Raw genomic sequence first — 457 nt, 5'->3', positions numbered from 1 at the left:
GTAAAATACGTTTCAATTCAATCAGAACCGTAACAACTAACGGCGTGCCATCTACCTGCGGCTTTGCGAGGGAATATCCTAACTTATCCCAAGCGCGTCGAAGGCGGCGCGGACGACCTGCTCGGCGGTGGGCCGGATATAGTGCCGTCCCGACACGCCGGGGAGGGCGTGGCCCATCAGCATCTCGATGAGGTCCCACGGCAGGCGAAGCTCGACCTCCGCTATCGTACGCCACGAGTTGCGCAGGTTCGACCACGGGATGTGCTCGATGCCGCGGGCGGCGCAGAACTTCCGCCAGCGGTCGTTGCATATGCCCCGGTTCATGGGCAGCCCGTCGCCCCGGTCGCTCAGCCACTCGCGGCCCTCGGCGGCGCGGGCGGCCGCTATCTCGACGAGGCGGTCGGCGGCCTGCGGCAGGATCACGACGGTGCGGGCGGACTTGGCGGTCTTGAGGGCG

General features: G+C 66.3%; 1 protein-coding gene. It reads right to left on the bottom strand.

What is annotated here, in order from left to right; genetic code table 11:
• Nucleotides 1–78 precede the first annotated feature (78 nt).
• The coding region (locus ACT84W_RS04880) for a hypothetical protein (RefSeq protein WP_444328395.1) at nucleotides 79–457 on the bottom strand (379 nt) is incomplete at its 5' end.

It is taken from the genome of Paratractidigestivibacter sp., from assembly GCF_052362415.1.
Classification (GTDB): domain Bacteria; phylum Actinomycetota; class Coriobacteriia; order Coriobacteriales; family Atopobiaceae; genus Paratractidigestivibacter.
Note: the sequence above shows the minus strand (reverse complement) of the source record. Positions and strands in the feature narration are given on the sequence as shown.